Annotated in this window: 26 protein-coding genes and 1 pseudogene; 17 read left to right on the top strand and 10 right to left on the bottom strand. The window is 72.7% G+C overall.

Going from position 1 to position 25,928, the window contains the following annotated elements; translation table 11 throughout:
* The first annotated feature begins 119 nt into the window (after positions 1-119).
* Positions 120-1,400: an ATP-binding protein gene (locus ABZS77_RS09680; protein ID WP_354819950.1), complete on the top strand. Its 1,281-nt coding sequence runs from the start codon at positions 120-122 to the stop codon at positions 1,398-1,400.
* Between the two features lie 24 nt (positions 1,401-1,424).
* Positions 1,425-2,108 (top strand): response regulator transcription factor, encoded by a 684-nt coding sequence (locus tag ABZS77_RS09675; RefSeq protein ID WP_354819947.1) that lies wholly within the window; start codon positions 1,425-1,427, stop codon positions 2,106-2,108.
* A 60-nt stretch (positions 2,109-2,168) separates the two neighbouring features.
* On the opposite strand, the gene ABZS77_RS09670 is transcribed toward ABZS77_RS09675, so the two are convergent.
* Positions 2,169-2,822: an NAD(P)-binding domain-containing protein gene (locus ABZS77_RS09670; protein ID WP_354819944.1), complete on the bottom strand. Its 654-nt coding sequence runs from the start codon at positions 2,820-2,822 to the stop codon at positions 2,169-2,171.
* A 789-nt stretch (positions 2,823-3,611) separates the two neighbouring features.
* On the opposite strand from ABZS77_RS09670, the gene ABZS77_RS09665 reads away from it, so the two are divergent.
* Positions 3,612-4,205 (top strand): TetR/AcrR family transcriptional regulator, encoded by a 594-nt coding sequence (locus ABZS77_RS09665; RefSeq protein WP_354819941.1) that lies wholly within the window; start codon positions 3,612-3,614, stop codon positions 4,203-4,205.
* Here ABZS77_RS09665 and ABZS77_RS09660 read toward each other — a convergent pair.
* Positions 4,202-4,999, bottom strand: a complete 798-nt coding sequence (locus ABZS77_RS09660) for a hypothetical protein (RefSeq protein WP_354820473.1) — start codon at positions 4,997-4,999, stop codon at positions 4,202-4,204. The genes ABZS77_RS09665 and ABZS77_RS09660 overlap by 4 nt on opposite strands.
* 80 nt (positions 5,000-5,079) lie before the next feature.
* On the opposite strand from ABZS77_RS09660, the gene ABZS77_RS09655 reads away from it, so the two are divergent.
* Together ABZS77_RS09655 and ABZS77_RS09650 are read left to right on the top strand one after the other, a co-directional pair.
* Entirely contained in the window at positions 5,080-6,024 is a 945-nt protein-coding gene (locus tag ABZS77_RS09655) for a Ppx/GppA phosphatase family protein (protein WP_354819938.1), read from the top strand.
* Between the two features lie 27 nt (positions 6,025-6,051).
* On the top strand, positions 6,052-6,858 hold the full coding sequence (locus ABZS77_RS09650) for a sugar phosphate isomerase/epimerase (protein ID WP_354819935.1): 807 nt from the start codon (positions 6,052-6,054) through the stop codon (positions 6,856-6,858).
* A gap of 28 nt (positions 6,859-6,886) precedes the next feature.
* On the opposite strand, the gene ABZS77_RS09645 is transcribed toward ABZS77_RS09650, so the two are convergent.
* Genes ABZS77_RS09645 through ABZS77_RS09635 form a run of 3 tightly spaced genes read right to left on the bottom strand, consistent with a single transcriptional unit; the run spans position 6,887 to position 8,934 of the window.
* On the bottom strand, positions 6,887-7,474 hold the full coding sequence (locus ABZS77_RS09645) for a CGNR zinc finger domain-containing protein (RefSeq protein WP_354819932.1): 588 nt from the start codon (positions 7,472-7,474) through the stop codon (positions 6,887-6,889).
* 19 nt (positions 7,475-7,493) lie between these two features.
* The gene (locus ABZS77_RS09640) at positions 7,494-8,660 is read right to left on the bottom strand and encodes a glutathionylspermidine synthase family protein (RefSeq protein WP_354819929.1); all 1,167 of its coding nucleotides are present in this window, start codon (positions 8,658-8,660) and stop codon (positions 7,494-7,496) included.
* 1 nt (position 8,661) lies between these two features.
* On the bottom strand, positions 8,662-8,934 hold the full coding sequence (locus ABZS77_RS09635; protein ID WP_354819927.1) for a hypothetical protein: 273 nt from the start codon (positions 8,932-8,934) through the stop codon (positions 8,662-8,664).
* A gap of 105 nt (positions 8,935-9,039) precedes the next feature.
* On the opposite strand from ABZS77_RS09635, the gene ABZS77_RS09630 reads away from it, so the two are divergent.
* From ABZS77_RS09630 to ABZS77_RS09585, 10 genes and pseudogenes are all read left to right on the top strand, one after another.
* Positions 9,040-9,960 (top strand): proline dehydrogenase family protein, encoded by a 921-nt coding sequence (locus tag ABZS77_RS09630; RefSeq protein WP_354819924.1) that lies wholly within the window; start codon positions 9,040-9,042, stop codon positions 9,958-9,960.
* Between the two features lie 9 nt (positions 9,961-9,969).
* Positions 9,970-10,770, top strand: coding sequence for an alpha/beta hydrolase (locus ABZS77_RS09625; RefSeq protein WP_354819921.1), 801 nt, complete (start codon positions 9,970-9,972; stop codon positions 10,768-10,770).
* Positions 10,771-10,824: 54 nt separating this feature from the next.
* The gene (locus ABZS77_RS09620) at positions 10,825-12,114 is read left to right on the top strand and encodes a hypothetical protein (protein ID WP_354819919.1); all 1,290 of its coding nucleotides are present in this window, start codon (positions 10,825-10,827) and stop codon (positions 12,112-12,114) included.
* A 41-nt stretch (positions 12,115-12,155) separates the two neighbouring features.
* On the top strand, positions 12,156-13,505 hold the full coding sequence (locus ABZS77_RS09615) for an efflux RND transporter periplasmic adaptor subunit (RefSeq protein ID WP_354819916.1): 1,350 nt from the start codon (positions 12,156-12,158) through the stop codon (positions 13,503-13,505).
* A pseudogene (locus ABZS77_RS09610) lies at positions 13,502-14,335 on the top strand (ABC transporter ATP-binding protein); the annotation flags it as partial. The gene ABZS77_RS09615 and the pseudogene ABZS77_RS09610, both read left to right, overlap by 4 nt.
* A gap of 116 nt (positions 14,336-14,451) precedes the next feature.
* Positions 14,452-15,636 carry an ABC transporter permease gene (locus ABZS77_RS09605; RefSeq protein WP_354819913.1) on the top strand — a complete coding sequence of 395 codons (1,185 nt, stop codon included), beginning with the start codon at positions 14,452-14,454 and terminating at the stop codon, positions 15,634-15,636.
* A 202-nt stretch (positions 15,637-15,838) separates the two neighbouring features.
* Positions 15,839-16,048, top strand: a complete 210-nt coding sequence (locus tag ABZS77_RS09600; RefSeq protein ID WP_007465625.1) for a helix-turn-helix domain-containing protein — start codon at positions 15,839-15,841, stop codon at positions 16,046-16,048.
* A 214-nt stretch (positions 16,049-16,262) separates the two neighbouring features.
* Positions 16,263-16,364 (top strand): AURKAIP1/COX24 domain-containing protein, encoded by a 102-nt coding sequence (locus ABZS77_RS09595; protein ID WP_007465623.1) that lies wholly within the window; start codon positions 16,263-16,265, stop codon positions 16,362-16,364.
* 173 nt (positions 16,365-16,537) lie between these two features.
* Positions 16,538-17,614, top strand: coding sequence for an NAD-dependent epimerase/dehydratase family protein (locus tag ABZS77_RS09590; protein WP_354819910.1), 1,077 nt, complete (start codon positions 16,538-16,540; stop codon positions 17,612-17,614).
* Between the two features lie 251 nt (positions 17,615-17,865).
* On the top strand, positions 17,866-18,759 hold the full coding sequence (locus tag ABZS77_RS09585) for a lysophospholipid acyltransferase family protein (RefSeq protein ID WP_354820470.1): 894 nt from the start codon (positions 17,866-17,868) through the stop codon (positions 18,757-18,759).
* Between the two features lie 9 nt (positions 18,760-18,768).
* Here the strand turns inward: ABZS77_RS09585 and ABZS77_RS09580 are convergent, their stop codons facing one another.
* The 3 genes from ABZS77_RS09580 to ABZS77_RS09570 form a co-directional block, all read right to left on the bottom strand.
* The gene (locus ABZS77_RS09580; RefSeq protein ID WP_354819907.1) at positions 18,769-19,644 is read right to left on the bottom strand and encodes an HAD-IB family hydrolase; all 876 of its coding nucleotides are present in this window, start codon (positions 19,642-19,644) and stop codon (positions 18,769-18,771) included.
* A 120-nt stretch (positions 19,645-19,764) separates the two neighbouring features.
* Positions 19,765-20,643, bottom strand: coding sequence for a DUF5667 domain-containing protein (locus ABZS77_RS09575; RefSeq protein ID WP_354819904.1), 879 nt, complete (start codon positions 20,641-20,643; stop codon positions 19,765-19,767).
* A 289-nt stretch (positions 20,644-20,932) separates the two neighbouring features.
* Positions 20,933-21,889: an ECF subfamily RNA polymerase sigma factor, BldN family gene (locus ABZS77_RS09570; protein ID WP_354819901.1), complete on the bottom strand. Its 957-nt coding sequence runs from the start codon at positions 21,887-21,889 to the stop codon at positions 20,933-20,935.
* An 808-nt stretch (positions 21,890-22,697) separates the two neighbouring features.
* On the opposite strand from ABZS77_RS09570, the gene ABZS77_RS09565 reads away from it, so the two are divergent.
* Both ABZS77_RS09565 and ABZS77_RS09560 read left to right on the top strand, forming a co-directional pair.
* A complete protein-coding gene (locus ABZS77_RS09565) occupies positions 22,698-22,952 on the top strand; it encodes a glutaredoxin family protein (RefSeq protein ID WP_354819898.1) in 255 nt (84 codons plus the stop codon).
* Between the two features lie 20 nt (positions 22,953-22,972).
* Positions 22,973-23,635 (top strand): HAD hydrolase-like protein, encoded by a 663-nt coding sequence (locus tag ABZS77_RS09560; protein ID WP_354819895.1) that lies wholly within the window; start codon positions 22,973-22,975, stop codon positions 23,633-23,635.
* On the opposite strand, the gene ABZS77_RS09555 is transcribed toward ABZS77_RS09560, so the two are convergent.
* Positions 23,620-24,273 (bottom strand): response regulator transcription factor, encoded by a 654-nt coding sequence (locus tag ABZS77_RS09555; RefSeq protein ID WP_354819892.1) that lies wholly within the window; start codon positions 24,271-24,273, stop codon positions 23,620-23,622. The two genes, ABZS77_RS09560 and ABZS77_RS09555, sit on opposite strands and share 16 nt — an antisense overlap.
* Before the next feature lie 40 nt (positions 24,274-24,313).
* Positions 24,314-25,615, bottom strand: coding sequence for a sensor histidine kinase (locus tag ABZS77_RS09550; RefSeq protein WP_354819889.1), 1,302 nt, complete (start codon positions 25,613-25,615; stop codon positions 24,314-24,316).
* Between the last annotated feature and the right edge of the window lie 313 nt (positions 25,616-25,928).

Below are 25,928 nucleotides of genomic sequence, written 5' to 3'. Positions count from 1 at the left end.
GGACCCCGGATGAACCACGGTGAACGACGCCAGACGCGGGGGTGAACATTCCTCGAAGTGCGGGTGGTTCGTCCCGTTCTGTGTGGTAGCCAGGTTAACAATGACCCTACGATCGCCGGGTGGAGTGGGCGGTGGCGGTCGTGGTGGCCGTGGCGTTGGTGGCCGGATTGGCCGCCGGTCTCGTGCTGTCCCGGTTCTGGGCGAACCGAAACCGCTCCACGTCGACGGGGAGCGAGAGCTCTCGCTGGAGCAGGGGGAGGCCCGCGATAGCCGACGAGCAGCAGGCCGGGCTCGGCCGCCGGACGATCGACTCGCTCCGGGCCGGTGTCGTGGTGCTGGACAACGACGACGTACCCGTGCTCATCAACCCGGCCGCCCGCGCGATGGGGCTGCTGCGCACCGGCAGCGCCCCGGGCACGATCGCCGCGCACCCGTTGATCCGTACGCTCGCCGGACAGGTGCGGCGCACCGGCGTCCGGCGCGAGATCGAGCTGGACCTGCCCCGGGGCCGCGACAGCGCGGGGGAGAACCCGCTGGGCGTGCACCTGCGGGCGATGGGCATCGGCAACGGCTTCATCGCGGTGGAGGCGGTCGACGTGACCGAGTCGCACCGACTGGCCCGGGTACGACGTGACTTCGTGGCCAACGTGAGCCACGAGCTGAAGACTCCGATCGGCGCGCTCCAACTGCTCGCCGAGGCGTTGCTGGACGCCACCGAACCGGCCGAGGCGGCGGCACCCGATCTCTCCGAGGATCTGGTGGCGGCCCGGCGGTTCGCCGAACGCATCCAGCACGAGTCGACCCGGTTGGGTCGGCTGGTGCAGGAGTTGCTGGAGCTGACCCGCTTGCAGGGCGCCGAGCCGCAGCCGCCGGCGGAGCCGGTCGCGCTGGACTGGGTGGTCGCGGAGGTGGTCGACCGGACCCGCACCACGGCCTCCGCCCGGGGCGTCGAGGTGACGGTGGACGGCGAGCGTGGCCTCACCGTGTACGGCAGTGACACCCAGCTCGCGACGGCGGTGGCGAACCTGGTGGAGAACGCCATCAACTACTCGGGCGAGGACACCTCGGTGCGGGTCACCCTGCGCGGGGGCGACGAGCACGTCGAGATCGCGGTCGCCGACCAGGGCATCGGCATCGCCCCGACCGACGTGGACCGCATCTTCGAACGGTTCTACCGGGCAGACCAGGCCCGCTCACGTTCCACCGGTGGCACCGGGCTCGGCCTGGCCATCGTCAAACACATCGCGAGCAACCATGGCGGACGGGTCGAGGTGTCGAGCACTCTTGGTGGCGGATCGACGTTCACCCTCCGGTTGCCCGCAAGTCCACCGGACGACCTGCTGGCGACACTGCCGCCGGTTGGGATCGAGGCCGATCCCGCCGAGCTTCGGCAGGTCTGACAGCACATGGAAAGGAAATCCCCGTTGAGCCGCGTTCTCGTGGTCGAGGACGAGGAGTCGTTCTCCGACGCCTTGTCGTACATGCTCCGTAAGGAGGGCTTCGAGGTTTCGGTCGCTGCGACCGGCACCGATGCCCTCACCGAGTTCGACCGGACCGGCGCCGACATCGTGCTGCTCGACCTGATGTTGCCCGAGATGTCGGGGACCGAGGTCTGCCGGCAGCTCCGGCAGCGGTCGGCCGTGCCGATCATCATGGTCACCGCCCGGGACAGCGAGATCGACAAGGTGGTCGGGCTGGAGATCGGCGCCGACGACTACGTCACCAAGCCGTACTCGCCCCGGGAGCTTGTCGCCCGGATCCGCGCGGTACTGCGCCGGCAGAGCCCGGAGGTCGCCGACGCGGGCGCGCCGACGCTCTCCGCCGGGCCGGTCCGGATGGACATCGAGCGGCACGTGGTGACTGTCGAGGGCGGCGCGGTGCAGTTGCCGCTGAAGGAGTTCGAGCTGCTGGAGCTGCTGCTGCGCAACGCCGGCCGGGTGCTGACCCGTGGTCAGCTCATCGACCGGGTCTGGGGCGCCGACTACGTGGGCGACACCAAGACGCTTGACGTGCACGTCAAGCGGCTGCGTTCCAAGATCGAACCAGAGCCGTCGGCGCCGCGTTTCATCGTCACCGTGCGGGGTCTGGGCTACAAGTTCGAGCCGTGATCGGTCGACCCGGAAAGGGTCCACGCCCGGCGTGGACCCCCTTCTGGTGTCGGCGTCCGCTCAGCGGACGACCTTGAGGTTGAAGATGGCGGTGTCGAGCCGGGCGTAGAGCCGCAGCCAGAGGGGCATCAGCATCTCGGTGCCCCGGGCGGTGGAGAGGTCACCGAGGTCGATCACGTCGGTGTGCCCGAAGCTGACGAGCAGGTCAGTGACGATCCGCTTCGCCTCCGCGTCGTCGCCGGAGACGAAGACGCTGTGGTCGCCGTCGGCGAGCTGGCGCGGGCGCACCATCAGCTCCGCGGTGAGTGTGTTGAGTGACTTGACGACCTTGGCCTTAGGGAACTCCCGCTGGATCCGCTCGGCCAAAGAGTCGGTGTCGTCCACCGTCAGGCTGGGCGGGAAGCCCGCGCCGAAGTCGAGCGGGTTGGCGATGTCGAGCAGGACCTTGCCGGCCAGGTTCGCGGCGCCGGCCGCGGTGAGCGCCGGCAGGGAGCCGGTGCCGCTGGTGGCGTTGACGACCAGCTCGGCGTCGTCCGCCGCCACGGCCATGGTCGCCAGATCGACCTCGGGATGCTCGGCGGCCCAGGCGGCGTACGCGCCGCCGCGGGTGGCCGCGACGTCCCGGGTGCCGATTATGACCTGGTGGCCCAGCTCCGCCGTGCGGGCCGCGATGGCCTGCCCCACCGAACCGGTGCCGAGAACTGCGATGCGCATGTCGATGGATCCTCCACTCGGGCGCGGTGGCCTCGCGCCGATTGCCCGCAGACTAACAGACAGGTCTGTCTGCTACTGCCCCGTCGGGGGCGGCTGGGCACCTACCTCTCATCGCGTGTCGAGCTGCCCCGTGGATGGGGCGGCCAGATCGGCGCGGACCGGGGCGGTGCGGTGCGGTGCGGCAGGTCGCGGTGCGGCGCGGATTGGGGCGGTGCGGGTGCGTGCGGTGCGGTGCGGCAGGTCGCGGTGCGGCGCGGATTGGGGCGGTGCGGGTGCGTGCGGTGCGGTGCGGCAGGTCGCGGTGCGGCGCGGGTCGGTGCGGTGCGGCGGGGTGCGGTGCGGATCGCGCGTGCGGCGGGGTGTGGTGCGGATCGCGTGGTGCGGTGCGGTGTGACCTAGTGCCGTGCGATGCGGATCGCGCGGAGTGGTGCGGGTCGGTTGCGGTGCGGGTCCGGGTCGCGCGGTGCGACGCGGATCACGCGGTTGCAGTGCGGCACGGCGCGGTGCGGGTCGCGCGGTGGCAGTGCGGCGCGGCGCGGCGCGGATCGCGCGGTGCTGCGTGGTGCGTATCGGTGGCCTCAGCCCGCGATGCCTCAGCCCCGTATCTGGGGCAGCTCGACAGGAGGCGAGGACATAGTGGTCCCCCGACGGAGACGACGAGCGGTAGCAGGCCGTGCTGTCCGTAGACCGAGCTGCCGTGTAGACCCAGCTGTCTGTAGACAGGGCTGTCTGTAGACAGGGCTGTCTGTAAGATCAGGCCTCCACCAGCCACAGCGAGGGGAGGTGCCGATGCCCGAGGTCCGTACGCCGGCCGGCTCGGCCCGGGACCGGATCCTGGACACCGCGTTCCGGCTGTTCTACGCGCACGGGCCACGCGGCGTGGGGGTGGACACGATCATCGCCGAGTCGGGCGTGGCCAAGGCGACGCTCTACAAGCACTTTCCGCGCAAGGACGACCTCGTCCTGGCGTACCTCGACCGGGTCGACCAGGCGTGGTTCGGCGCGCTACGGGCGGCGGCCAGGGACGCCGGCAACGACCCGCGTGACCAGTTGGTCGGGATGTTCGACGCCCTGACCGGGGCCTGTCGCCGGGAGGGCTACCACGGCTGCGCGTTCATCAACACGGCCGCCGAGTCACCGGCCGGCGGCCCGGTGCACGCCCGGACGGTCGAGCACAAGACCGTCGTCCGGGCCTGGGTGACCGAGCTGGCCCGCAGGGCCGGAGCGGCCAACCCGGAACTGCTCGCCCGGCAGCTCACCCTGCTGCTCGACGGCGGGCTCGCCAGCGGGGTGCTGGACGGCGATCCGGTGATCGCCGAGGCCGCCCGGGAGAGCGCCCGCACGCTCGTCGACGCCGCCCTCGGTACCGCGGGGGTCGGCTAGAGGTCGTCGGCGGGGTGCGGGGCGACCATGCCCTGCCGCACCCGGGCCGCGCACAGCTCGGCCAGCCGCTCGTAGGCGGCCGCGCCGATCAACGCGGTCAACTCCGGACCGTACGACAGGTACATCGGCTCGGTGCCGACGTGCGCGTCCGTCGAGGAGGTGCACCACCAGTCCAGGTCGTGCCCACCGGCACCCCAGCCGCGCCTGTCGAACTCCGACAGGGTCGAGACCAGCACCTTGGTGTCGTCCGGACGCTTGACCCAGTCCTGGTCCCGTCGGATCGGCAACTGCCAGCAGACGTCCGGCTTGTACTCCAACGGGTGCACCCCGTCGCGCAGCGCCTGGGCGTGCAGCGCGCAGCCACCCCCGCCGGCGAAATCGGCGTCGTTGAGGAACACGCACGGACCCTCGGCCCCCTGGGTGGCGGTGCGGCGGGCCGGGGTCTTGCCGTCGATGGTGTCCTCGTCGGTCCAGTTCTTGAAGCCACGCCGGAAGTGCTGCCAGGTCGACGGGGTGAGCCGCCGGACGGCGCCGCGGACCCGCTTCTCGTCGTCCGAGTCGGTGAAGAACGCCCCGTGCGAACAGCACCCGTCGGCGGAGCGGCCGGCGATGATGCCGTGGCAGCCCCGGCCGAAGATGCACGTCCAGCGGGAGAGCAGCCAGGTCAGGTCGGCCCGGATCAGGTGGGTCTCGTCCGCCGGGTCGGCGAACTCGATCCACTCTCGGGGAAAGTCCAGTGGCACCTCGCGGCTGCGCGGGTCACCCGGATCGTCCACCAGCACGCGGAGCTCCATCGTCACCCGGACCAGCGTACGCGCGGTGCGGTCGGTGGGCTGGCGAGCCGCGCGAACGTGTTGCACCTAGGGTCTTCACCATGCGACTGGGTGTCCTCGACGTCGGATCCAACACGGTGCACCTCCTGGTGGTGGACGCGCACCACGGCGCGCACCCGTGGCCCGCGCACTCCGAGAAGGTGGTGCTCCGGCTGGCCGAACAGATCGGCCCCGACGGCGCGTTGACCGAGGCGGGCGCGGACGGCCTGGTCAAGGCCGTGGGCATGGCCAGGACCGCGTCCACCGGGCTGGACGCCGACGACCTGATCGCGTTCGCCACCTCGGCGGTGCGCGACGCCACCAACGCGGCCGACGTGCTCGCCCGGGTCCGGGACGAGACCGGCGTACGACTCGCGGTGCTCTCCGGCGCGGACGAGGCGCGGATGACCTTCCTGGCCGTGCGGCGCTGGTTCGGCTGGTCGGCGGGACGTCTACTGGTGCTGGACATCGGCGGCGGCTCCCTGGAGATCGCCGCCGGCATCGACGAGGACCCGGACGTCGCGGTCTCGCTGCCGCTCGGCGCCGGGCGGTTGACCCGCGATCGGCTGCGGGTCGCACCGGACAGCGCGGCGCCGCCGTCGGCCGAGGCGGTCGAGAAGCTGCGGGAGTACGTGGACGGCCGGCTGGACAAGGTCGTCGACCAGATGACCGAGGTGGGCTGGGATCGGGCGGTGGCGACCTCGAAGACGTTCCGCACCCTGGCCCGCCTGGCCGGGGCGGCGCCGTCCGGGGCCGGGCTCTGGGTGCGGCGCAGCCTGACCCGAGCCGGCTTGCGGCAGGTCATCGGCTTCATCCGGCACATCCCGCCGGCCCAGTTGATGGAGTTGGAGGGGGTCAGCGCGGGCCGCGCACACCAGCTGCTGGCCGGCGCCGTGGTCGCCGAGGCGGTGATGCGTCGACTGGATATCGACTCGCTGGACATCTGCCCGTGGGCGCTGCGCGAGGGCGTCATCCTCCGCCGGTTGGATCAACTCGAACCGATCTGATCGCCGCACCGGGCTACCCTGGCTGATGTGACTTCCCGCGTTCCGGTGCTCCTGTCCAGCTCGTCGGTCTTCCCCGAGCCGACCGCGGCGGCGTTCCAACTGGCCGCGGCGCTCGGCTACGACGGCGTCGAGGTGATGGTCTGGACCGACGTGGTCAGCCAGGACGCGGGCGCGCTGCGCGGCCTGTCGGCGCACTACGACGTGCCGGTGCTCTCGGTGCACGCGCCCTGCCTGTTGGTCACCCAGCGGGTGTGGAGCCCGGACCCGTGGGAGCGGCTGCGGATGGCCGCCGAGCTGGCCGAGACGCTGGAGGCGCCCACCGTCGTGGTGCACCCACCGTTCACCTGGCAGCGCGACTACGCGCGTCACTTCACCGAGGGGCTGGCCACGGTCGCGGACCGGTTCCCCGGGCTGCGCTTCGCCGTGGAGAACATGTACCCGGTGCGGATGGCGGGCCGGCAGTTCGTCCCGTACGTCCCCGGATGGGATCCCACGGACACCGGCTACCCGTCGTACACCCTCGACCTGTCGCACTGCGCGGCCTCGCACAGCGACCCCCTCGACATGGCCGACCGGATGGGCGCCGGGTTGGCGCACGTGCACCTCGGCGACGGCACCGGCGAGGGCCGCGACGAGCACCTGGTGCCCGGGCGCGGCACCCAGCCCTGCGGCGAGCTGCTCTCCTCGCTGGCCGGGCGAGGGTTCACCGGATCGGTGGCGGTGGAGGTCGCCACCCGGGGCGCGAAGAGCCGCGCGGTGCGCGAAGCGGACCTGCGCGCCGCGCTGGAATTCGCCCGCCAGCACCTGACGGCGCCGTCCCCGGTCGACGCCTGACCCGCCCGTGACCGCCCGGACGGTGGCGTCAGCTGACCGGGGTCAGTGAGTCGGCGCCGCCGGTGGGCTGGGCGGCCACCGTCACCTGCTCGCCCACGGCGGCCCGCTTGCGGGCCCGGTGCGCCGCCACGTGCGACCGGGTCGCGCAGCGCTCGGAGCAGAACCGCCGGCAGCAGTTCGACGAGGTGTCCAGGTAGACGTTGCCGCACCGCTCGTCGGCGCACACCCCGAACCGGGCACTGCCGTACTCGCAGAGCCAGACCGACAGCCCCCACACCGCGCCGGCCAGGTACTCGGCGCTGACCGAGGCACCCCGGCTGGTCACGTGCATGTGCCAGTCGCTGGAGTCGTGTCCGGAGATGCGCGGCTGGACGGGAAACGCCTCGAGCAGCGCGTTCAGCTCGGTCACCGCCTGGGCGTCACGCCCCGAGGTGCCGTACTCGAAGACGTCACGCAGCCGCTTCTGGGCTCGCCGGAAGATCACCATGTCCCGGTCCGCGACCTCGTCGCGCATCCAGTCGTGTTCGTCCGGGAAGAGGGCCCGCAGATCGTCGAGGTCGTCCAGGCGGGCGTTGATCAGGTCAACACCGGTCCGGGCGTACGCGTCGAAGTTCACGCCCCCAACGGTAGACGACTCACGAGGTGCGTGCTGCGTCGATGTAGTGCGGCAGGAACCGCGCGTAGCCGTCAGTGATCAGGCTGGCGCTCTCGCGCACCCCCACCCCGGCCGACTCGCCGTCCACGATCCAACTGCCCAGCACCACCCGATTGCCGGCGAACTGCGGCAACGCCCGGAACTCCTGGTAGCACCAGCCCTCGTCGCCGTAGATGCCCGGGTTGGTGATCTCCTCGTCGGCGGTGACGATGCGTACCGAACCGCCCTCCCGGCCGAGCAGCGGCTTGGCCACGTACTCGGTCATGCCGCGCGGCGAGTCGAGGTACGCCGGGAGCAGGTACTCGTGGCCGGGGTACAGCTCCCACAGAACCGCGAGCAGCGCCTTGTTGGACAGCAGCAGCTTCCAGGCCGGCTCGATCCAGGTGGTCGGGGTGCCCGGGGCCAGGGCCGCCGGCCCGTACGGCTCGGCCAGCATCCACTCCCACGGGTAGAGCTTGAAGCAGGTGGTCACCGGGCGGTCGTCGGCGTCGACGAAGCGGCGGCCGTCCCAGCCGATCTCCTGGATGGGTTGCAGCTCCACGCTCAGGCCGGCCTGCCGGGCGGCCTCGGCGAGGTAGCCGGCGGTCATGTGGTCCTCGCCCGACTCCTCCTCGTTCGACCAGAGCACGTGCACCAGGGGGTCGTGCAGCCCGGCCGCGATCTTGGCCCAGGCGCCGACCAGCCGCTCGTGCAGGCTGTTCCACTGGTCCAGTTCGGGGCGGGTCTGCTCCAGCCAGTACCACTGGATGATGCTCGCCTCGACAAGCGCGGTGGGGGTGTCCGCGTTGTACTCGAGCATCTTCGGCGGCCACGTGCCGTCGTACGCCAGGTCGAAGCGCCCGTAGAGGGTGGGTGGGGCCTCGCGCAGCGACCGGGCGACGGCCTCGGCCGCCCACTCCGGGATGCCGAACTCGGCGTACCGGTGCTGCGCCACCACGTGCTCGGCGGCGGCCACCGACATCCGGTGCAGCTCCTCGGTGGCCTCCTCCAGCCGCAGCACCTCGTCCAGGTCGAAGGCGTACGCGGCGGTCTCGTCCCAGTACGACATGATGCCGCCGTCGGGCAGCTCGGTGTCGACGTACACGAGCCCCTGGGACCGGATGGTGGCGTCCCAGTCGGTGCGTGGCGTGACGGTCTCCCGGCGCACCTCAGCCCCCGCAGGAGGCGAGGTGGGTGCCGAACCCGCCGCGGTCGGGAAGGGCCGCGGTGGTCGGCTCCGGGGCGACGCGACCGGCGGCCGGGGCGGGCACCCGCATCGCCAGCGCGACGGTTTCGCCGCCGCCGACCGGGCCGAGGGCGCAGTCGTCGTCATCGTCGTCGTCCGAGGTCATGTTGCAGCCGGATAGGGCGAGCGCGAGAGCGGTGAGCGCGCCGAGCTGCACGGAGGCCGACCGGAGCCGGCGGCGGGGGCGTTGGTCCACGGCATCGTTGTAGCCGATCGGCGCCACCACCGCCGCCCCGCCCCGGCGTCGAGCGTCCCGGCCGCCCGTCGGCGGGGCTCCTGGCAGGGGCGATACGCTCGGCTCATGCTCCGTTCCGTCATCCTCGCCGCCTCCCGGTCATCCCAGGTCGAGCGGCTCGTCGCGACCGCCCCGTACACCCGGGACGTCGTCCGCCGGTTCGTCGCCGGCGCCGCCACCGACGACGCGTTGCGCGCGACCCGCGGGCTCGTCGACGACGGCCTCGCGGTCACCCTCGACCACCTCGGCGAGGACACCGTCACCCCCGAGCAGGCCACCGCCACCCGCGACGAGTACCTGCGGCTGCTCAAGATGCTCGCCGGCGCGGGCCTCACCCCGGCGGCCGAGGTGAGCGTGAAGCTGTCCGCCCTCGGCCAGATGTTCGACGAGCAGTTGGCGTACGACAACGCGCGGGCGATCTGCGCCGCCGCCGACGCCGCGGGCACCACAGTCACCCTGGACATGGAGGACCACACCACCACCGACTCGACGCTCGAGGTCCTGAGCCGGTTGCGCAAGGACTTCCCGTCGACCGGCGCGGTGCTCCAGGCGTACCTGCGGCGGACCGAGTCGGACTGCCGGGAGCTGGCGTACGCCGGGTCGCGGGTGCGGCTGTGCAAGGGCGCCTACAAGGAGCCGGAGTCGGTGGCGTACCAGTCGACCCGCGATGTGGACAAGTCGTACGTCCGGTGCATGAACATCCTGATGTCCGGCGACGGGTACCCGATGCTGGCGACCCACGACCCGCGGATGATCGCCATCGGGGAGGACCGGGCCCGCTGGTTCGACCGGGGGCCGGAGCGCTTCGAGTTCCAGATGCTCTACGGCATCCGCCCGCAGGAGCAGGCCCGCCTGGCCGGCGAGGGTTACACCGTGCGCACCTACGTCCCGTACGGCGACGAGTGGTACGGCTACCTGATGCGCCGCCTGGCCGAGCGTCCGACCAACCTGGTGTTCTTCGGCCGCGCCCTGATCTCCAAGAAGTAGCCCGGGGCCGTGACGACCGGCCGGGTGCGGCGCGACGGCGGGCACATCGCGTACGAGGTGCACGGCGACGGGCCGCTGGTCGTCCTCGCACACGGCATGGGTGAGAACCGGGCGAGCTTCCGGCACCTCGTGCCGCCGCTGGTGGCCGCCGGTCACCGGGTCGCCTCGGTGGACGTGCGGGGGCACGGGGAGTCAAGCGTCGGCTGGCCCACGTACGCGCCCACGGAGGTCGGTGCCGACCTGCTGGCCGTGGTCCGGGACATCGACGCCGGGCCGGCGGTGCTTGTCGGCAGCTCGTCGAGCGCGGCGGCGGTGGTCTTCGCCGCCACCGACGCGCCCGAGCTGGTCTGCGGCCTCGTGCAGATCGGCGCGTTCGTCGGTCGGCCGAAGCTGAACCCGCTGCTGCGCGTGACGCGGCGGGCCGTGCTGCGCAGTCCACGACTGTTCGGGATGTTCCACCGGACGTTGTTCGGAGTGCACCGGCCCGCCGACGACGCCGCGTACCGGCGGTCGATGGTGGCCAACCTGCGCGAACCCGGCCGGATGGCTGCGGTGCGTGGGGTGATCGCACCCGCCGAGCCGCACTGGACCGCCCGCGCTCCGCGGGTACGCCAACCGGTGCTGGTGCTGATGGGCACCCGTGATCCGGACTTTCCCGACCCGGGCGCCGAGGCGCGGGCGGCCCGCCGGCTCTACCGGGTCGCCGAGGCCCGGATGGTCGAGGAGGCCGGGCACTACCCGCACGCCGACCGGCCACAACGGACCGCCGAGGAGCTGATCCGCTTCCTGGCGGTGTGCCCCGGAGCCTAGGATCCGAAGGGGCCGGCCTCGCCCGATCGGCCGAATGGTCGTACCCTTCGGCGGGTGATTGACGGGGAGCAGCGCCCGGCGCCGCGGCGGCTCTGGCCGCTGTGGACGGCGTTTCTGGTGATCGTCCTGGTTCTGGGCTGCGGTCTGCCGGCACTGCTGATCGTCGGGGTGGTCCGCGAGTCCGCTGGCCGACCCACGATCAGTCGGATCGGCGCCTCGGCGCCGGACGACCCGGCCACCGCGGTGGCCCGTGCACTGTCCGACCGGATGACCGCCCAGCTTCAGCGGCAGTCCACTGCCCTGCTCGGCGGCGACCGCGCCGGTTACCTCGCCGTCGCCGACCCGGTCGCGCACGCCGACCTGCGCCGACGCTTCGCCGCGCTGCGCGCGCTCCAGGTGACCGTGTGGCGGCCCGAACCGAGCGGTCTGCCCGCGCCGGTCGTCGGCAGGCCGGGCGAGTGGCGGCAGTTGGTGCGCTTCCAGTACTGCTTCGTGGCGCCGGGCTGCCAGCCCAGCCCGGTGCTGATCGGCACCCGCTGGCGCGAGAACGGCGACCGGCCGCTGCTGGTCGCCATGGAGGAGTCCAAGTCGGCCGAGACCGGCACCCGACCGTGGGAGATCAGCGACCTGGCCGTGGCGGTCGGCGCGCGGACCATCGTCGCCACCACGCCGGCGCTGCGCGGCAAACTGCCGGGCCTGCTGGCCCAGGCCGAGGCGGCGGCCAAGGTCGCCGACGGGTACGTGGTCACCGGCGCGCCGCCGGACCGCTACCGGATCTTCTACGCCGGCCGCACCGAGTGGCAGCGCTGGTACGGCGGCGGACGCCCACAGTGGACGGGCGGCTACGCGGTCACCGTGGGCGGCGGCCACCACGAGGTGGTCCTCAACGCCGACGGGCTCAGCAGCAGCGGCACCGACGACCTGCTCCGGCACGAGTTGACCCACGCGGCGTCCCTGCCGGCGCGCGGCTACCCGGGCAGGTTGACCTGGTGGCTGGTGGAGGGGCTGGCCGAGTACGCGGGCGCGGGCGGCCAGCCGGTCGACCGGTACGAGGGCCTCGCCGAGGTGCGCAAACTCGTCAAGGGTGGCTGGGACGGGAAGCTGGACGGCGTCACCCCCGCCGACGACGCCTCCGCCGAGCGGGTCGGCGCGAGCTACGGAGTCGGCTACCTCGCCGTCCGGCACCTCCTCGACAGGTACGGGCCGCAGCGGCTGCTCGCCTTCTTCAAGGCCGTGGTGCACGACCGCAGGACCCTCGACGCCGCGGCCGAGGACGCGTTCGGTGAGCAGTGGTCGACGTTGCACGACGAGTGTGTGGCGTCCATCCGCGCCACCGTCGCCTGACGGCTCGGGGTCGCTGTGACGGCGAGCCGTACGATCGATGGGTGCGCAGCCCTCGCCTGCTCGTCGCCCTGACCGCCGTCGTCGTTCTCACCGCCACCACCGCCGCCTCCTGCGGCGAGGACGACCCCGACCTCGCGCTGGCGTCGGCCGCCCGCAACCCGGTGAGCGAGGTGATCGACGCCCCGGCGACGGTGACGGCCCGGGCCGCCGCCACCCTCACGGCTCCCGCCGACGGCACCGTGGCGAGCCTGCGCGTCCAACCCGGGCAGCGGGTGACGCGGGGGCAGGTGCTCGCCGTGGTCGACTCGCCGTCCGCCCGGCAGCGCCTGCGTCAGGCGAAGGAGGCGCTGACCTCCGCTAAGCGCGCCGGTCGGGGCGTCTCCACCGGTGACCTGACCAGCAGCCGGCGTGGCACCGACAAGGCCGCCGACGAGGCGTTCGACGCGGCCCGTGCGGCCGCCGAGAAGATCGCCGACCCGCAGTTGCGCGACGCGTTGCTGACCCAGGTGACGTCCGCGCAGCGGCAGTACGCGGCGGCCGCGCGCAGCGCCGACCAGGCGGTCCGCGCGGTGCAGCGGGGGATCGACGGGCTGAGTTCCGCCGTCGGCGCGCTCTCCGCGGCGCAGCGGCTCCAGGCCCAGCAGGCGTACGACCTGGCGAAGGCGACGGTTGACGCGTTGACGCTGCGCGCCCCGATCGCCGGTGTGGTGCAGCCGGGTGGCACCCGTGCCGCCGGTGGCGCGACCGGTGGCCTGGCCGGGCTGTTGGAGCAGGCCGGCGGGGCCGGCATCGACCCGTCCGTGCTGGCTCCCGCCCAGGGTGGGCCGCCGGCCGGGGTCGACGACGCGGTCGCGGTCGGCGGTCAGGTCACCGCCGGCACGCCGGTCCTGACGGTGGTGGACACCGGGCAGTTGGGGCTGCTCGCCGAGGTGGACGAGACCGACGTGCTGCTGGTCCGGGCCGGCGTGACCGCCACCGTCGAGTTGGACGCCGTCACCGGCGCCAGCTACGACGCCACAGTCCGGTCGGTCGACGTGCTGCCCACCAGCTCCGCGCAGGGCGGGGTCACCTATCGGGTACGCCTCACGCTCGGCACGGGGAAGCTGGCCGAGGACGAACCGGCCCCGGCACCCCGCCCGGGTATGAACGCGATCGTGCACCTGCGGGTACGCGAGGCGGCCGACGCGGTGACCGTCCCCGCCTCGGCGGTGTTCTCCGCCGACGGGCGGGACGCGGTCTGGGTGGTCCGCGACGGTAGGGCGGGACGGGCGTCGGTGACCGTCGGCGTCCAGGGGGCCGACCTGGTGCAGATCCTCAACGGTGTGCAGCCCGGGGACCGGATCGTGGTGCGCGGCACCGACCAGGTCCGCGACGGCCAGGAGGTCCGGTGACCGGATCCCCACCGGCCATCGAGGCGGTGGACGTCTCCCGGACGTACCAGCTCGACGGGGTGTCGGTGGAGGCGCTCCGCGGGGTGTCGTTGACGGTGGGGTCGGGCGACTACGTGGCGCTGGTCGGGCCGTCCGGCTCGGGCAAGTCCACCCTCATGCACCTGCTGGGCGGACTGGATCGACCCACCGGCGGCCGGCTGGTGATCGGCGGGCGGGACGTCAACGCGCTGTCCCCGCCGGAGATGGCCACCCTGCGCAACGAGACCATCGGTTTCGTCTTCCAGGCGTTCCATCTGCTGCCGCGTACCTCGGCGGTGGAGAACGTGGCGTTGCCGCTGGTCTACCGGGGTGTGTCGGCCCGGCAGCGGCGGGAGCGGGCGGCGGCGATGCTGGGCCGGGTCGGCCTGGGCCACCGGCTCGACCACCGGCCCAACCAGATGTCCGGTGGCGAGCAGCAGCGGGTGGCCATCGCCCGCGCGCTGGTCACCGAGCCGACGGTGCTGCTGGCCGACGAGCCCACCGGCAACCTGGACAGCGTCACCGGTGCCGCCGTGCTGGAACTGCTGGAGGCGTTGAACGCCGAGTCGGGGGTGGCGCTGGTGATGGTCACCCACGATCAGGAGGTGGCGGCCCGCGCCCGGCGGCGGATCACCATGCGCGACGGGGTGGTCGTCGCGGACAGCGCCGCCCATGATCGACCGCCGTCCGTTGATCACGGTCGACCTGAGACACTGGTGCCCGCTCCCAGCGCGGAGCCCCGGTCCGTTTCCGGAAGCGGCCCGGGGCACCCGTCCGGTGGCTCCGGTGGCGCCGCCGGAGCCACCGGGCGCCTTCCGCGCGAGCCCGGCCCTGGTCACGCCGGCGCCGACACGCGTGAGCGCGGCCCTGGTCACGCCGGCGCCGACACGCGTGCGGCCGGTCGGGGCGAGCGCGGGGGCGGTGCGGCGTGAGGGTCGCCGAGGCGTGGCGGGTGGCCCTGGACGCGCTGCGCGCCAACCGGCTGCGCAGCGCCCTCACCATGCTCGGTGTGATCATCGGGGTGGCCTCGGTGGTGCTGCTGGTGGCCATCGGCACCGGCACCAAACAGAAGGTGGAGCAGCAGGTCGAGGGGCTCGGCTCCAACCTGCTGCTCGTCGTCCCTGGCAAGATCGAGGTGGGCACCGCGCCGGTGGTCTCGCCGTTGACCCTCAAGGACGTGGACGCGGTGACCCGCGTTGTCGGCGATCCCGAGCGGGTGGCGGTCACCGTCGCCTCCGGGGCGACCGCCCGCGCCGGCGCCCGCTCCGACTTCACCACCGTGCAGGGCGTCCTGGAGACGACCCCCGCGGTGTTCACCCGCTCGCTGGCCCGGGGGCGCTACCTCACCGGCACCGACGTGGACACCAGCCGGCGGGTGGCGGTGCTCGGCGACTCGGTGGCCCGCGCCCTGTTCCCGGACCGGGATCCGCTGGGCCAGCAGGTGACGCTCGCCGGTGTGCGGTTCCGGGTCATCGGCGTCTTCGCGCCGCTGGGGCAGAGCCTCGGCGTCGACCGGGACGACGAGGTGCACGTGCCGGTGACCGCCGCGCAGCGACTCTGGGGCACCCAACGGGTCGACGGCATCGCCGTGAAGGCACCGGACCGGGAGCGGATCGACGAGCTGGGCGACCGGATCGTCGCCGAGCTGAACCGTCGCCACCCGGACACCGAGTTCAGCGCGGTCACCCAGCAGCAGATCCTCGGCGTGCTCGGCGACATCCTCGGCGTCCTCACCGGGGTGCTGGCGGCCATCGCCGGCATCTCACTGCTCGTCGGCGGCGTCGGCGTCTCGAACATCATGCTTGTCAGCGTCCGGGAACGGACCCGGGAGATCGGCCTGCGCAAGGCCGTCGGCGCCCGACCCCGGGACATCGGCGTGCAGTTCCTGCTGGAAGCGGTGCTGCTGACCACGATCGGCGGGCTGACCGGGATGGCGTTGGGCGTGGGCACCGCGCTGCTGGTGGACGCGCTGTCGCCGATCCCGGCGGCGATCACCTGGTGGTCGCTGGCGCTCGCCTTCGGCGTGTCGGCGGTGGTGGGCATCGTCTTCGGGGTGGTCCCCGCGCAGCGCGCCGGCCGACTCGACCCGGTCGTCGCGCTGCGCGCCGAGTGACGGCAACCGGACGACGCACGCAGGCCGGGAGATACCGGGAGCACGGATCGGGTGAACCGGCGGCCAAAACATGATCAGTTGTACGAAGGGATCGCGCGGGTCACAGCGGCCCCGCTACCGTACTGGTAACACGCGCGTCGCCGCCCGGCCCGGAGCATCCGTCGGGTTGGCACGCGCCGGGCATGGGATGGGTCGGTGAGCCATGGCCGGGTCGCAGTCCGACGGACGGCTGTCGGAGGTCAAGTTCCTGACCGTCGCCGAGGTGGCAACGGTCATGCGGGTGTCGAAGATGACGGTCTATCGCCTCGTGCACAGCGGTGAGCTCACCGCCGTCCGGGTGGGCCGGTCCTTCCGGGTGCCCGAGCACGCGGTGCACGAATATCTGCGGGGTGCGTTTCAGGAGACCGCCTGAGCCACCGGCACGCCGGTCGGGTGCGATCTGAGCGGCATCGACGGGGGCGCGTTGGTCCTGCTGACGCTCTCCGGTTACCCTGGAGCCCGACCGAGACCCTACCGGTGTTCCCTGCCGCCCAGACTGGTCCGGTCCGTTGTCCGCAAGCGGTCGCCGTCGCCACCTGCGTGGTGTCATCCGGTCCGCCCCGCACGTTGTATCGAAAGGCTGTCGTATGGGCTCGGTGGTCAAGAAGCGCCGTAAGCGCATGGCTAAGAAGAAGCACCGCAAGCTGCTGCGCAAGACCCGCGTCCAGCGTCGCCGTCTCGGCAAGTGATCGCCGCCGGGCTCGACGGACAGGCCGGCGGCGCATGCTGCGCCGAACCACCCCCGGCCCATCCGGCGGCCCGGCGTCCGGCGTCACTTGGCAAACTGTCGACCTCCGGAGGCTCAGGTGATCAGGCCGTGGTCGTCCCGGCTCGATCTCTCCTGCCGGCGTAGGTGCGTCAGATGACCCCCGGTAGCACCTCAGGTGCTCCGGGGGTCGTCGTCGTCACCGGGGTCAGCCGCTACCTGGGTGCCAACGTGGCGGCCCGCCTGGCCGCCGATCCCCGCATCGAACGCGTCATCGGGGTGGACAGCCCGGATGCCGGCGCCGAGTTCACCGACCTGCTGGACCGGGTCGAACGGATCCGCGTCGACGCCGGCTCACTCGGCGGACTCCTCGCCGACCTGGACGTCGACGCGGTGGTGCACCTCGCGCTGGTCAGCGCCCCCGACCCGCAGCACGGCGGGCGGTCGGGCATGAAGGACCAGAACGTCATCGGCACGATGCAACTGCTCGCCGCCTGTCAACGGGCGCCCCGGCTGCGCAAGCTCGTCGTCCGCTCCTCCACCGCCGCGTACGGGGTGTCGTTCCGGGACCCGGCCGTGTTCACCGAGGAGACCGAGCCGCGTGAGGTGCCGCGCGGCGGCTTCGGCCGGGACATCCTCGACGTCGAGGGGTACGTTCGCGGCTTCCGCCGCCGCCGGCCCGACGTCACCGCGACTGTGCTGCGGTTCGCCCCGTTCATCGGCTCGACCGCCGACACCACGTTGACCCGCTACTTCGCGCAGCCGTTCGTGCCGACCGTCTTCGGCCGTGATCCCCGCCTGCAGTTCCTGCACTTCGACGACGCGTTGGAGGTGCTGCACCGGTCGATCGTGGAGGACCACCCCGGCACGTACAACGTCGCCGGCCCGGGCGTGCTGTCGCTGTCCCAGGCGATCCGGCGGGCCGGTCGGGTGGCCGTACCGGTGCTGGAGCCGGGGCTCTCCGGCGCCGCCGCGCTGGCTCGCAGCATGGGCTTCGGCAGGTACGGCCTGGACCAGGTGGACCTCTTCGTGCACGGCCGGGTCGTCGACACCACACGGTTGGAGCAGGAGTACGGCTTCACGCCCCGCTCCACCGCCGCTGCCTTCGACGACTTCATCCGCGCCCACCACGGCGGGGTGGTGGTCACCCGGAGCCAGTTGGCGGTCGCCGAGCGACTCGTCCTGGACAGCATCCGGCAGGTCCGCGACGCGGTACGGGAGCGGTCCTCATGACCGGGCCGGGGGAGGATCCGCAGGGTATCGGCCGGTTCGACGTACCGCAGCCGTCGCCCGCGCCGGACGCGGAGGCGGCCCGGCGCAACGGACACCGACCGGCGGCCCAGGTCGCGCCGACCCCGACCCCGACCGACGAGGTCGACACGGCGGCCACGGACGAGCCGGCCGACGCGGTCGGCACCGCGGCCACGGACGAGCCGGCCGACGAGGTCGACACGGCGGCCACGGACGAGCCGACCGGCGGCCGGGTGACCGGTGGGCAGCCCGGCGGCACCGCGCCGGCCGTGTCGGACCGGCCGGGTGACCAGTGGGACCGCCGGGTCGCCGGTGGCCTGGCGTTCCTGCGTCGGCGGCTCTCCGGCGACTACGAGGTCGACGAGTTCGGCTTCGACCCCGATCTGACCGACGCGGTCTTCCACCCGTTGCTGCGGCTGCTCTACCGGGACTGGTTCCGCACCGAGGTCACCGGCGTGGAGCACGTACCCGTCGACGGGCCCGCCCTGGTGGTCGGCAACCACTCGGGCACCGTGGCGCTTGACGCGTTGGTCCTCTCGGCGGCACTGCACGACAAGCACCCCGCCCACCGCTACCTGCGCCTCCTCGGCGCCGACCTGGTGTTCCGGATGCCTGTGGTGTCGGAGATCGCCCGCAAGACCGGTGGCACGGTGGCCTGCAACCCGGACGCGGAACGACTGCTCGGCGGGGGTGACCTGGTCGGCGTGTTCCCCGAGGGCTTCAAGGGCATCGGGAAGCTCTACGCCGACCGGTACAAGCTGCAACGGTTCGGCCGGGGCGGTTTCGTCTCGGCGGCGCTGCGCACGGGCACCCCGATCGTTCCGGTCGCCATCGTGGGCGGCGAGGAGATCTATCCGATGCTCGCCGACCTCAAGCCCCTCGCGCGGCTGCTCAAACTCCCGTACTTCCCGGTCACGCCGACCTTCCCGTGGCTCGGGCCGCTGGGCATGGTGCCGCTGCCCAGCAAATGGTTGATCGAGTTCTGCCCGCCGATCCCCACCGCCCACCTGACCGACTCGGCGGACGACCCGCTTGTGGTGTTCAACCTCGCCGACCAGGTGCGCGAGACGATCCAGCAGACCCTGCACACGCTGCTGGAGCGGCGTCCCGACCCGTTCGGCCCCTGAGCGGGGCCGTCAGCCGGCGCGGCGGCGGCGCTGCAACGCCAGACCGGCCGTGACCGCGCCGGCGACCAGTCCGGCCGCCGCCGTCGACGGTACGGCGATCTTGACGGCCCGCCGGCCGGTGCGGAAGTCGCGTACCTCCCAGCCGTGCTGCCGTGCCTGCCGCAGCAGCGTGCCGTCCGGGTTCACGGCCACCGCCCGGCCCACGGCGGACAGCAGCGGCAGGTCGTTGGCCGAGTCGCTGTAGGCCGCGCAGCGGGTCAGGTCCAGCCCTTCCACGGCCGCGAGCTGCGTCACCGCCTCGGCCTTCGCCGGCCCGTGCATCAGATCACCCACCAACCGCCCGGTGTACGCCCCGTCGACCACCTCGGCCACCGTGCCGATCGCGCCGGTGAGGCCGAGCCGGGTGGCGATGACCCGGCCGATCTCCACCGGGGCGGCGCTCACCAGCCAGACCCGCTGACCGGCGTCCAGGTGCCCCTGGGCGAGCCGGCGGGTGCCCGCCCAGATCCGGGGGGCCATCAGCTCGTCGAAGATCTCCTCCGACAGGCGTTCCACGTCGTCCACCCGCCAGCCCCGCACGAAGGCCAGGGCGGTTTCCTTGGCCAGCGACATGTCACCGGCGTGCTCCCGGGCCAGCACCCGGAACCGGAGCTGCTGCCAGGCGAAGCGGGCCAGGTCGGCGGAGGTGAAGTAGTTGCGGGCGGCCAGCCCTCTGGCGAACCAGTAGATCGAGGCGCCCTGCATCATCGTGTTGTCCACGTCGAAGAAGGCCGCGGCGCCCGGGTCCGGTACGGGTGGGGTCACCGACGCCAGGTCGGTCTCCGCCCAACCGGCGGTGTGACCGTGGGCGTCGGTGCTGACCGTCACCTTGCGGCTGCGCGCCACGCGACTCCCTTCCTCACCGGTACGGCGGATGCCTCCAGCGAGGGTATCCGGCCCACCTGACCGACCGGCCGGGCACGCGCTGAACTGCGGCGGGGCCGGCCGGACCTGCGGTATAGGGGGTCAGCGGGTGCCGGGGCAGGCGGTGGGCGCGGGGCCGAGGGCGTCGCTGCCCGCCGGTGCCGGCAGCCCGCAGGCGATCGACGCCCGCAGCGCGTCCGAGCGTTCCCGGATGCTGTCGAGCAGCGCCAGCGACTGGCGCGTCCGCTCCCGGTCGACCCGGTTGGCGCCGTCGAGCAGGTTGCTCACCGCCCGGCGCTGGCCGGTGACGAAGGTGTTGACGGTGTCCAGACTGCCCGGCTCGGCCCGCTGCACCGCCGCCGAGGTCAGCAGACGGACACCCTGCCGGGTGTCGGCGTCCATGTCGTCGAGGACCGTGCTGTAGCCGATCCGGTCACCGCGGAGCTTGGCGGCCTCACCGAGCCGCGTCCGGGCGAAGTCCAGGAAGAGCTGGCCGCGGCTGATGTCCGAGCTGGCCAGGGCGAGCTGGGCCCGTTCGGTCGAGCGCTTCATGCCGTACAGCGCGTCGCCGGGGACCGCGTCCTCGCTGGCGGCGGAGATGCCGGAGACTGCGATGGCCCCGGCGGCGACGCCGACCAGGATCGCGGCGCGGGCCCTGGCCCGCCGGGCGGTGGCGGCCGGGAGCAGCGGCCCACGGGCGGCGCTGGCGGGACGCGCGGTGGCGGTCTCGCCGGCCGTCGGGGCGTTGCCCAACCCGTCCCGCTCAGCCGTGGCGAGCAGCATCGCCCGCAGGCCGGTGCGGAACTCGGGATCCACCTCGACCGCCGGGGGGTCGACGCTGAGCCGTTGGCCCACCGCGACGAGCGGCGCGAGCTGACCGTCCACACGGGACCGGACGTGGTGTCGCCGGGCGCCGTTGGCCTCGTCGAGAAGCTGCGCGAAGCGCTCGGCGCGCCGGCGGGAGAAGAGGGTGTTGTCCACCGCAGGCACCTCCTCTCGCTGGTCACGGCCGGTCGGCCGCCGTCGTTGCCAGCGACCGGGCGGCAGTGTGACACCACGGAGGTGAGGTGCCGCCCGGGTACCGGTCGGGACCTCGGTGACCCGGGCCTGCCGGGCAACCACCGGTCGCACCCGGAGAAACGCGGCGGACCGGGCACGGGTTACGGGCCTGGCGGGGCGAAAATCACAGAAAGTGATTGTCGTCACCCGGCGGGACCGACCCCGAGCTGCGCAGACGTCGATCGACGCCCATCGGTCCCGCCGAAGCAGATTACGGCTGGAAGCCGTCGGGGAGGAGCCGGGCCAGCGCCCGGACCGCCCGGTACTGGAGGGCCTTGATGGCGCCCTCGTTCTTGCCCATGGCCCGGGCCGTCTCGGCCACCGAGAAGCCCTGGAGGAAGCGGAGCACGATGCACTCCTGCTGCTCCGGGTTCAGCTGCTTCACGGCCGTGAGCAGTGCGACGTTGGTGATGTGCTCCACCACCGCCGCCTCCGGGCTGCCCTCCGGGCCCCGGTCCTCCCGGTCGGCGTCCAGGACGTCGCCGGTGGTGACCTCCAGCCGGTACCGGCCGGACTTGAAGTGGTCCGCGACCAGGTTGCGGGCGATTGTCACCAGCCAGGCGCCCAGGTCGCGGCCCTGCCACGTGAAACTGCCGATCCGCTTGAGCGCGCGCAGGAACGTGTCTGACGTCAGGTCCTCGGCGAGCTGCCGGTTGCCGACCCGGAAGTAGACGAACCGGAAAACGGTGTCCACGTACCTGTCGTAGATCAGGCCGAACGCCTCGGACTCGCCGGCCTGGGCCCGCTCGATGAGCGTCCAGACCTCGGTGGCCGGGTCGGACGGGTCCGGTCGGCTCGGGAACCCGGTCGGGGTGGTGGCGGTGTCAGCCGGAACCGCCGGAATCACCGCTGTCTCACCCGCCGCCGGGTCGGTGGTCGCCGTCGGCGTGTCGCCGACCCGGCGGCCCTGCGTCGGCATTGTCGGCCGCGACGGTACGGCGACCCGGCCGCCGGCCGGCTTCGTGTTACCGCCCGGCGTCGCCGGCCGTGGCGGCGGTTCGTTGTGATGTGGTCGGCTGCGGGTCCGTTGCGCCGCGCCGTCGCCGCGCACGGAGTTGCCGTGCGCGTCGTCCACGGGAGCGCGGGCCGCCGGCCGCTCGTTGACCGGGGAGCGGGTCGGCTGGCCGGTCAGGCCGACCGGGCGTTCCGCGTAACCGAAGGTGGTCACCGTGTCGCCCCCGTCCCGGTGGTCGCCGGACGGGCCGGTCTGCGGGTCGTCGGGGTCGACCGACCGGGCTTGCGGTCGGGCAGGACGGTTCCGGGGTGTGCCGACGGGCGGCAGTACCCCTTGAGGTGCTGGTCCAATGCGCTCACAGGCACGGGGGCCTCCTCGGGCTGAGGGGTGTCGACTCACGGCAAATGGGGTGAGCCGACCCGAGTGATGATAGGGCCAACGTCACCCGCGCGTGGCAAGTCCGTTACACAGGGCGGAAGTATTTCCCGCTCCGTCGCACCGACGGCGGACCGGTTGTCCGTCGTGTGCGATTGACTTTCCCGCGGCACGGTGATCCAGGATGGATCGCCTGGTCGGGAGTGGATTGACCGTTCGGTCAGCCGTGCTGCCGGGTGGTCGGCGGACGCCGGCCGAACCGCCGTACGTCGAGATCGGCCGTCCCATCGGCAGGACCCGACCGGATCGCCGGTGGCACAGTGGGCAGTCCCCCCGACGGGACTTGCGCGGTCCGTTGTCCCGTCCGTCGGGCGTGGCCTGTCGCCGTCCGCTGTGCCAGACTCGATCACCGTGCCGGCCGCGGCGGTGAACCCCGCGCCGAACCTCGCCGACCGGTTCCACCGGGCGGCTCACGAGCACGGCGCCCGGCGCGCTGGCCGAGTCTGCGGTACCGGGTGTGCCGCACCCGCGGACCGGCCAGACTGTTCGGGCGTACGTGGTGCCGGCGCGGTACGCAGGACCCCGCTCCGGTCGGCGACGCCGGCCCACCCACCCGCATCCGCCGACACCCGCACGGAGGTAACCGATGGCCACTGACGCCCGGCTCGCCCTGATCACCCGGCCCGGTTGCCACCTGTGCGACGACGCCAAGGCGGCCCTCGACCGCGTCGTGGCGGTCACCGGCGACAAGTGGGTCGAGTGGGACGTGTCCGCCGACGTGGAGTTGGAGCGGGAGTACGGGGACCGGCTGCCCGTGGTGATGCTCGACGGCAAGGAGCACGGCTACTGGCGGGTCGAGGAGGACCGGCTGCTGCGGGACCTGACCACACCGCAGCTCTGAGCGCTGCCTAAGGTGCTGTGATGACCCCCGCGCGCCCCCACCTGGTGTGGGACTGGAACGGCACACTGCTCAACGACCTCAGCCTGGTCGTGGCCTCCACCAACGTCGCGTTCGCCAGTGTCGGTGGCCCGGCGGTCACCCCCGACGAGCACCGGGTGCGGTTCCGTCGGCCGATCGCCGACTACTACGCGGAGGTGCTCGGCCAGGCCGTGGACGACGAGGCGTTCGCCCGGCTGGACCGGATCTTCCACGACGCGTACCGCAACGGTTTGACCACCTGCGAGCTGGCCGCCGACGCGCGGACCGCGATGGCGGCCTGGTCAGGCAGCCAGAGCCTGCTCTCCATGTGGTTCCACGAGGAACTCGTGCCCACCGTGCACACCTTCGGGTTGACCGGCCACTTCACCCGCGTCGACGGGCTGCGGGCGACTGTCGGCGGTGACCGCAAGGCCGAGTCACTCCAGGCGCACCTGGCCGAACTGGGCGTGGACGGCGCAGACGTGGTGCTGATCGGCGACTCCATCGACGACGCCGACGCGGCGCTCGCCGTGGGCGGCCGGGCGGTGCTCTACACCGGCGGCTTCACCGACCCGGCCCGGCTGCACACCTCCGGCCACCCGGTGGCCGACACCCTCACCGAGGCGGTGGCACTGGCCGGCCGGGTGGGTCAACTCCGCAGATAGGTGAGGACGGCGAGCACCCGTCGGTGCTGTTCGGTGTCCGGTGGGAGCGTGAGCTTGGTGAAGATGTTGCGGACGTGCTTCTCCACCGCGCCGTCGCTGACCACCAGGGCGCGGGCGATGGCCGTGTTCGAACGCCCCTCGGCCATCAGGGCGAGCACCTCCAGCTCGCGCGGGGTCAGCTCGCGCAGCGGCTCGTCGCGGCGGCGTCGCGCGAAGAGCTGACCGACCACCTCCGGGTCGAGCACCGTGCCGCCGGCGGCCACCCGCCGCAGCGCGTCGAGGAATTCGTCGATCGCCGCCACCCGGTCCTTCAGCAGGTAGCCGATGCCGCCGCCGGCGCCGCCGGTGGTGGCCAGCAGGTCATCGGCGTACGACACCTCGACGTACTGGGAGAGCACCAGGATCGGGGTACGCGGCACCAGCCGGCGCGCCTCGACCGCAGCCCGCAGACCCTCGTCGGTGTGTGTCGGGGGCATCCGCACGTCGACGATCGACACGTCCGGCTGGTGCTCCACCACCGCCTCGACGAGGGCGTCGCCGTCCCCGACGGCGGCCACCACCTGGTGTCCGCTCTCGGTGAGCAGCCGCACCAGCCCCTCCCGGAGCAGGACGGCGTCGTCGGCGATCACGATGCGCATGGCTGTGTTGTCTACCACGTCGGGTGCGGTCCTCGTCGGTTCACAGGGGTAGTTCGGCGCGGATCTCGGTCGGGCCGCCGGTGGGGCTGACCACTGCCAGTTCGCCGCCGGCCGCCCGGACCCGGTCGGCGATGCCGACCAGGCCGTGCCCCTTGGCCAGGTGCGCGCCGCCCTGCCCGTCGTCACCCACCCGCACCTGAAGGTGGGTGCCCTGCCGGGACACGGCGACCAGGGCCTCGGTGGCCCGGCTGTGCTTGGCGATGTTGGTGAGCGCCTCGGCCACCACGAAGTAGGCGGTGTTCTCCACCGCCGGGTCGAGCCGTCCGCCCGGTGTGCCAAGCTGCGGATCCACCTCGAGTTCGATGGGGATCAACCCGCGACCGGCGAGGGCGGCCAGGGCGCTGGGCAGGCCCCGGTCGACAAGGATGGGCGGGGCGATCCCCCGGGACAGCGCCCGCAGCTCGGCCAGTGTGTCCCTGGTCTGGGTGACCGCCTCGTCGATGGTCCGGCCGGCCGCCTCCGGGTCGGTGGCGAGCTGCATCCGGGCCCTGCTCAGGTCCATCGCCAGGCGGACCAGGCGCTGCTGGGGGCCGTCGTGGATGTCGCGTTCCAACCGGCGCAGCGCGGACGCCTCGGCGGAGACGGCGGCCCGCTTCTGCTCCTCCAGCACGGTGATCCGGTCCCGCATCTCGGCCACCCCGGTGAGCATGGCCTTGGCGAAGCTGGCCTGCAGCAGCGCGCAACCCCGGATCACGATCGGCAACGTGATCAGGAAGAACACACCGATCGCGGTGTTCAGCCCGATCCGGGCGGTGGTCGAGCTGCCCAGGCCGAGCAGTTGCGGCAGATCCTGGTCACCCTCGCCGTCGGCGCGGGGCAGCGCCCAGTCGTACGCCCAGTAGAACGAGCCGGTGACCGCGGCGGCCCACCAGGACAGGGTCACCACGAACGTGATAGCCGCCACGATCAGCCGCAGTACGCCGTGTGCCAGGTCGAGCCACGACTGGGCGTCGCGCATCGGTACGAAGATCCGCCGCCAGGTGTTCGCCCCCGCCTCGGCCAGCCGGTAGTGCGGTCGGATCCGTGGCTGTCGCAGCACCGCCGGCAGCCGCAGACGCTCGATGTCGGCCAGCCCGCGGGCGGCGTACAGGGTGCCGCTGAGGATCGGCAGTCCGATCACCGTCACCACCAGCCCGACGCCCACCACCAGTCCCACGACGAGGACGACGAAGCTGGCCACCGCAAGTGGCAGGCCGAGCAGCACGTACCCGGAGTCGACGAAGAGCTGGCGGGGGATGCTCGGTGCCAGCGTCGGTTGGTCGCTGGCGGCAACGGCGGTCATGCCCAAAGGCTAGGCATCCGTGCCCGGTGTCCCCATCCCGAAGTCCCGCCTCTCTCCCGTAGGGCTGTCCCTACCCCGTGGGGACACACTGCCGGGCGCAACGCGGGATTGGTCAGAGAAGTCGGGATTGAGCAATAATCGCCCGGGCGACGCGGGCTCGCGGAGCGCTAAATCGATCTTGTGGAATGGAGGTGCTGGTGGAGTCGCGGCGCGCAGCGGCAAGATCGCGATTTGTGCACGTCTTCACAAGCGCCTACGCTGTGATTCCGACGCGCCCTGCTAGCACAGCCGGCAATCTCGGTCGCCAGCGGGA

The sequence above is a fragment of the Micromonospora sp. NPDC005298 genome, from assembly GCF_040607375.1.
Classification (GTDB): Bacteria; Actinomycetota; Actinomycetes; order Mycobacteriales; family Micromonosporaceae; genus Micromonospora.
This window is presented reverse-complemented; position numbering and strand designations above follow the sequence as displayed.